The organism is Peterkaempfera griseoplana, from assembly GCF_001418575.1.
Lineage (GTDB): Bacteria > Actinomycetota > Actinomycetes > Streptomycetales > Streptomycetaceae > Peterkaempfera > Peterkaempfera griseoplana.
In genome coordinates, this window is sequence record NZ_LIQR01000156.1 from 1 (window position 1) to 5,348 (window position 5,348).

Here is a 5,348-nt window from a genome sequence, read left to right on the forward strand (position 1 = left end):
CCTCCCCGGCGACCCGAAGGACGACCAGTGACGACCGAAAGCCACACCGAGGCCCCTGCCACCGAGCCCACCCGCACGGTGTGGGACGGCTCCGGCCACCACACGGACCCCCGCGCCCTGGCCGTCGCCGCATGGCTCGTCAGGAACGGCATCGAGCCCCAGGACATCCCCGCCGACGTCCCCATCACCATCCGAGACGGCGAAATCCTCTACACCGTCCACCTCCGCGGCCCCGACGGCCGGTACCAACCCGCAGCAGCCCGACGCCGGACCCCCCTCACCCACCCCTGGACCGGCACCCCGTGACCCGTCTGCAGCGTGACCTGCCCATCAGCCGCCACGTCGCCACCCAGATCCGCCACCACCGGGAGCACCGCAACCTCTCCCAGTCCGCCCTCGCCCAGGCCCTCACCGAAGCCGGCTACCCCCTGGACCGGGTGGGCGTGGCCGAGACGGAGTCCGGCGACCGCAAGACGGTGTCGGTCGACCTGCTGGTCGCCGCAGCCCAGGTGTTCGGGTTACCGCTGGCCGCGCTCCTGGACGCAGCGATGCGGTGCCAGATCTGTGACGGCCACCCACCCGCCGGATTCACCTGCAATGCCTGCCATCGCGGTGGGCCGACCCGGAAGGACCCTGTCCGTTGATCCGTTCCCTGCTGCGCCGCAGCGCGCGTCCTCTGCAGCGTGACGACCGCGCGGTCGACGGCGGTGTGCTGGCCTTCCCGAGGCCGGTCCCGGCCGCGACCCGGGACGCCGTCGCAGACGCGTTCGCCGACGCCTGTCGGACGCCCGTTGACCTGCGTCTTCAACCCGGCGCCCTGACGGCCGTCGACACCCGTCCGACGACCGTCCCCGACGCCCCGTCCGGGCCCAGCCGCGACCCCGTCGAGCACCTCCACGAACTATCCCGACTCCTCCTGCGCATCGCCGGCCCGCAGTACGCCGACCTCCCACCCCGAGTGCTGCGGGCAAGGATCTCCGCCGCCGGCCACGCCCTGGCGGACATCGCCGACGAGATCACCCCCGACCTCGGCCTGGTCCACCTCGTACCGCCTCACCCCGGCACCGGGAGCTCGACGTGCAGCTGATCTTCGTGCCGATCGAGCCCATCCAGGAGATCGCGGCCGAGCCCGCCACCCTCGACCTGCTCACCGCGGCTCTCCGGGAGCGGTTGCCCGAGCTGCCCGCTGCGCCGGCGTGGTTCGGCTCGGTCGGTCTGCTCACCGGGATCCCGCTCGTCGCCGAACCAGGACTGCCACCTGGCATCGTCTACGGCCGACCTCACCCCGACCACACCGCGGAGCCCGTGAGTGACGTCGCCGCCGCGGTCCTGGGTAGTGTGGTTACGCCTGTACCCGACCGACTCGGCCGCCGCAGCCAGCGCGCTCGCGCAGATGCTGCCGCTGGGGCGCAGCCCGGACCGGCGGTGAAAAACGGCCGGGCCCCGACCTGCGGGTCGGGGCCCGAACGGCAACGAGTCGGTGACGTCACATGGTGATGCTCACCTTCGGCTGTTACCGTTTCCGAGTCGCTCCCACCAAAGTGGGATTGCAGACAGGGAACCGCGAGAACTACCGGCTGAACTTTGGCGAGTGGATCCGGTAGTTCAGGATTCGACCCGCATCACGGGCCTGGTCACCACCGTGTGGCTGGGCCTGTGGCGTTCCCGCAGGTGCTCGATGTCGCTCCAGTCCCCGATGATCAGGGATCCGATGGTGAGCGCCACCATGAGCCAGTGGGCGTAACGCTTGAGCCGCTTGCCGCGAGGGATGTTGGCCGGATGCTGGTCGGGGTCCTTGGGCTCCTCGGTGGAGTCTTCCGGACCCGGGTCGGACCCCTCGGGGTCCTGGGTGAAGCGCGTCACCGCGCCCCCCTTCTTCCGGACGGCCTGCCCTGGTGGGGCCGGTCCGCCAGCGGGGCCGACGAGGGGCCCCGTGCTTAGGTGAGGCGTCGTCAGGAGTGCGGTGGTGACGTCGAACGAGTGTAGGCGACGCCCGGACGGTCGGGCCCCAGAGGGACCACAACCTGTGGGCGTGGACATCACTCTAGCCACGAGATGTGGGGTCTGCTGCAAGCACTGCGGTGGTGTGTCCGTAGCCCCCGGCTCACCCCGCGCAATCGCCGCTGGTCACCGTGGAGGAGCGAAGCCGGACACTCTCCAGCAGCCGGGAGTGCCGCCCTATCAGGGCTTTCGCACGGGGAGTCCCGAGGTGTAGGGCGCAACTAGGCACCCCTTGTCGAACGTTTGCGCGGCGCTGGCGATACACCGAGACCCTTGATCAAGTCAGGTGACCTGCGGGAAATTCACTCGAACGTATGTTTGGCGCAACCTTTCGAAAGGGACTGCGGTGGCTTACCGCGGATCCCCTGCTACAACTGGGGCAAAACGCCCCCGCAGAAGACAGCACCGGGACGGTGCAGCCCCACTCGCCACTCCGCCGTCCGCCCGGAATCTGCACGACGAACCCGGCCTGACCGATGCGGAACATGGGCGACATGGTGGGCGTGGACAGCACCTCCTCCGCCACCCATCAGCTGACGGCCCTGGAACGCAAGAGGCGCCTCCGTCACGAGGCGCATCACCGCATGGCACACGTACCAGAAATCCGGCATGTCAGGGCAGGCCTTACCGCAAGCTCGGGACGGAGGGCAGGCGGTTGTCGTCCATACCGCCAGAGTGCCGCACACCACCACCAGCCCTCACCCTCCAGCACCTCGGCGCCGGCGCGGCACCTGCCGGGCCGGGACCCGGTGCATGCGGTAGATCTCCGCGAGATCGTCGTCGCTGAAGATCAGATATCCGCTCATCCGTGCGCCGGGGAAGCCGCCGTGGTTGAAGCCGTCGCGCAGGAAGCGCTCGCCGACGCCGAGGATGGCTGCGGCCTCCTTGACACGGTGGTATCCGGGCGGGATGGGCCGGTCGGTCATGCAGCTGCAACGCTCATCGGCCGGCGGAAGGCGTGAGCTGGTGTCACGGGGCTGGTCCAGGCCGCCGGGTTGCGGTTCCTCGCTGTCAGACAGTGGGTAGTGGAGTGCAAGGAGCTGGAGCAGGCGGCGGGCTTGGGCGGGCGTCGGCGGACCGATGATGTCGTACAGCGTGGTCGGCGCGGGGTGGCTCACGCCAGGCTCAACGAGGCTGGCCGCGCCGGGGTGCGCGCCTGCTGGGCGACCCTGCGCCGCATATGCCACCTGTACCGCCCCACCAGCCGGCCGCCACCCTGCACTGGTGGGGACTGGGAGTGCCAGCCCCGGGGAGGGGGCAGCAATGGCGGTGCCGCTGGAAAAGCCTGCACAGGCCGGCGGGAGTTCGTGGCGACACCGGGCGCGACTGTGGTGGGGGCACGGAGTGACCTGGTGGTTGTCAGTCGTAGAGCGCCTGGTGACTCGCCAGGATCTGTACTGGTCCCGTGTCGACCGCCGCGACCGATGGATCTACGGGGTCGTGCGCAAGGGGGTTCCCCCGGCGGTGGTGGCGAAGCGGTTGGGGCTGGGCAAAGGCACGGTCGACGCGATCGTGCGGGACGGTCGGCGAGCGGCGATGGGTCTGCCGAAGCAGCAGCGTCGGAAGGATCAGCCGGCCGCGTGATCGGGGCCCCGCCTGCCAGAGCGCGGTGCTAGCCTCCCGGCACGATCCACACCACTGAAGGTGGCTGCCATGGCCGACACGACCTGGAACTGCGACTCGTCGTGGGGTTTCGACTCCACCTGGGGCTGACCCCCCACAGCCGAGGCCCTGCCGCATCACCGCGGCAGGGCCTTCCTGCTGCGCCCGTCATCCGGCTGGTTCGAGCCCGGGCAGCGTCTCCTGCTCGACCTCGTTCGGCGGATCGCGCAGCTCCACGACCTGGCACTCCGGGCCCAGGCGCAGCGCCCGCGACTCCGGGTCGCGCAGCGGCCGGCGGCAGGCCCGGCAGCGCACCAGCGGGCGTCCGGACAGCAGCGCGATCGGGACGAGGTTGGAATCCACAGGGAGATCCTCACACGACCTCAGGAAGGACGTGCCCAACATGGCATCGGCATCAGCCTGGAGGTCTGTCGGCCGTGCGCGAGTTGCAGGCCTCAGCTGCCACACAGTCAGGCACCACCGAAGGCTCCGAGAACCTCAAGCAGGCGAGACCTGTTCGCAGGGAAGGCGATCGTCAAACCAAGAGCGACCACAACCGAGTACACGATCGTCTCGGCACCGTCCGGGATGATCCCCCAGATGGCCAATCCAGCGACGGCGCCGCCTGTGAGCAGAAGTGAGAGCGCCCAGTACAGGGTCTCTCGCCGCGCTGGAGGCTGCACCCCTGCGAGTTGCTCCTCGTCGAGAAGCTGTCCAAGGCGGCCAGCGCAGTAGCGATCAGCGACAGTGAGTAGAGCGTCGGCGAGTTCTTTGTATGCCTCGCGAGGTGCGCTGTCAATTTTCGATTCTAGCGCGCGGAGGAGTAATTCTACGTGTTTCTCGTGCATCCTCAATGCCCGGCTTCGGTGTGACCATCGAGGCACCATCGCTCGGCTTTCATGCGCATTTAGAAGTTCGCGGCGGACCGTACGCATCGTCTTCCCAAGATCTTTGGCGCCCAGCGCTCGTCGACGCTCCCCGCCGCACTGCGATAGCACACAAAAGTGAACTGCCTCTGCGCACAACTCGACTAGTTCGTACCGGCGAACCCGCGCGAGCAGCTTGCGCTGCCGCCTCAACCCCCGCGTCCGCTTTTCTACAGCCGCCCCTGCCGCCGCAATGACGGAAACCACTGACCCTTGAACTAGCATCCACAGCAACACATGCCGCCAGTCGGCCGCCTGCGTGAGGCTCCACCAGAAGCTCACCGCCCCCCGCAGGGCGCCCGGGATCGTTCGCAGCAATCTCCCCCATGTGCGAGCCGAAGGGTCACGTCCAGGATCTACCAGCGAAATAATGCTGAACGTGACGAGGCTGAAGCTGACAAAATAAAAGGGAGCCGCCCGGGAAAACCCGCTTACGCTTCCGAGCGTTTCCCATCTCGCTGCGATAGACCGGGAGCGCAGTGCAATCTTGATCCTCGACGTGACCGAGCCGCTGAGGCCCAAGTCTTCGCAGTCGTCGAGCAGCGTCTGCAGACGGTCATCTGCACGGGAAGAGTCTCTGCGCCGAGTTCGTTGCGAGCCCGCCTGCCCGGGGACGGCTGAGCCCGCACTCCGCAGCGGCGCTGCACCAGGTGTCATGACCCGACATGATGCCAGCCTCGCGTAGCACCAAGAGGCCAAGGCGTGGACGTGAGCGGGAGACGCAGCCAGCGATCTGGCACTGCAATGAGGTGGCTAGCCTCCACTGCGCCTAAATCAGTCGGGATGCGCCTCGGCCCCCACCGGGGGGAGGGTGGGGGC

Annotated in this window: 9 protein-coding genes; 5 read left to right on the plus strand and 4 right to left on the minus strand. The window is 68.6% G+C overall.

The window, feature by feature from the left end:
• The first annotated feature begins 27 nt into the window (after nucleotides 1-27).
• From AOK09_RS12950 to AOK09_RS40115, 4 genes are read left to right on the plus strand one after another with little or no spacing between them, the layout of a single operon-like run.
• Nucleotides 28-306, plus strand: coding sequence for a hypothetical protein (locus AOK09_RS12950; RefSeq protein WP_055587315.1), 279 nt, complete (start codon nucleotides 28-30; stop codon nucleotides 304-306).
• Nucleotides 303-644 (plus strand): helix-turn-helix domain-containing protein, encoded by a 342-nt coding sequence (locus AOK09_RS12955; RefSeq protein WP_055587316.1) that lies wholly within the window; start codon nucleotides 303-305, stop codon nucleotides 642-644. Before AOK09_RS12950 ends, AOK09_RS12955 begins: the two co-directional genes overlap by 4 nt.
• Complete coding sequence (locus AOK09_RS12960; protein ID WP_055587317.1) at nucleotides 641-1,087, plus strand: hypothetical protein; 447 nt, start codon at nucleotides 641-643, stop codon at nucleotides 1,085-1,087. The genes AOK09_RS12955 and AOK09_RS12960 overlap by 4 nt, the downstream gene beginning before the upstream one ends.
• Nucleotides 1,078-1,497 (plus strand): hypothetical protein, encoded by a 420-nt coding sequence (locus AOK09_RS40115; protein ID WP_157875881.1) that lies wholly within the window; start codon nucleotides 1,078-1,080, stop codon nucleotides 1,495-1,497. Before AOK09_RS12960 ends, AOK09_RS40115 begins: the two co-directional genes overlap by 10 nt.
• Nucleotides 1,498-1,605: 108 nt before the next feature.
• Here the strand turns inward: AOK09_RS40115 and AOK09_RS12970 are convergent, their stop codons facing one another.
• On the minus strand, nucleotides 1,606-1,863 hold the full coding sequence (locus tag AOK09_RS12970; RefSeq protein ID WP_055587319.1) for a hypothetical protein: 258 nt from the start codon (nucleotides 1,861-1,863) through the stop codon (nucleotides 1,606-1,608).
• Between the two features lie 836 nt (nucleotides 1,864-2,699).
• Nucleotides 2,700-2,927 carry a MerR family transcriptional regulator gene (locus AOK09_RS12975; RefSeq protein ID WP_055587320.1) on the minus strand — a complete coding sequence of 76 codons (228 nt, stop codon included), beginning with the start codon at nucleotides 2,925-2,927 and terminating at the stop codon, nucleotides 2,700-2,702.
• 337 nt (nucleotides 2,928-3,264) lie between these two features.
• On the opposite strand from AOK09_RS12975, the gene AOK09_RS40120 reads away from it, so the two are divergent.
• Entirely contained in the window at nucleotides 3,265-3,585 is a 321-nt protein-coding gene (locus AOK09_RS40120; RefSeq protein ID WP_157875882.1) for a hypothetical protein, read from the plus strand.
• Between the two features lie 186 nt (nucleotides 3,586-3,771).
• Here the strand turns inward: AOK09_RS40120 and AOK09_RS12985 are convergent, their stop codons facing one another.
• Both AOK09_RS12985 and AOK09_RS40125 read right to left on the minus strand, forming a co-directional pair.
• Nucleotides 3,772-3,966 (minus strand): DUF6011 domain-containing protein, encoded by a 195-nt coding sequence (locus AOK09_RS12985; RefSeq protein WP_055587322.1) that lies wholly within the window; start codon nucleotides 3,964-3,966, stop codon nucleotides 3,772-3,774.
• Between the two features lie 107 nt (nucleotides 3,967-4,073).
• Nucleotides 4,074-4,451 carry a hypothetical protein gene (locus tag AOK09_RS40125; protein WP_157875883.1) on the minus strand — a complete coding sequence of 126 codons (378 nt, stop codon included), beginning with the start codon at nucleotides 4,449-4,451 and terminating at the stop codon, nucleotides 4,074-4,076.
• Between the last annotated feature and the right edge of the window lie 897 nt (nucleotides 4,452-5,348).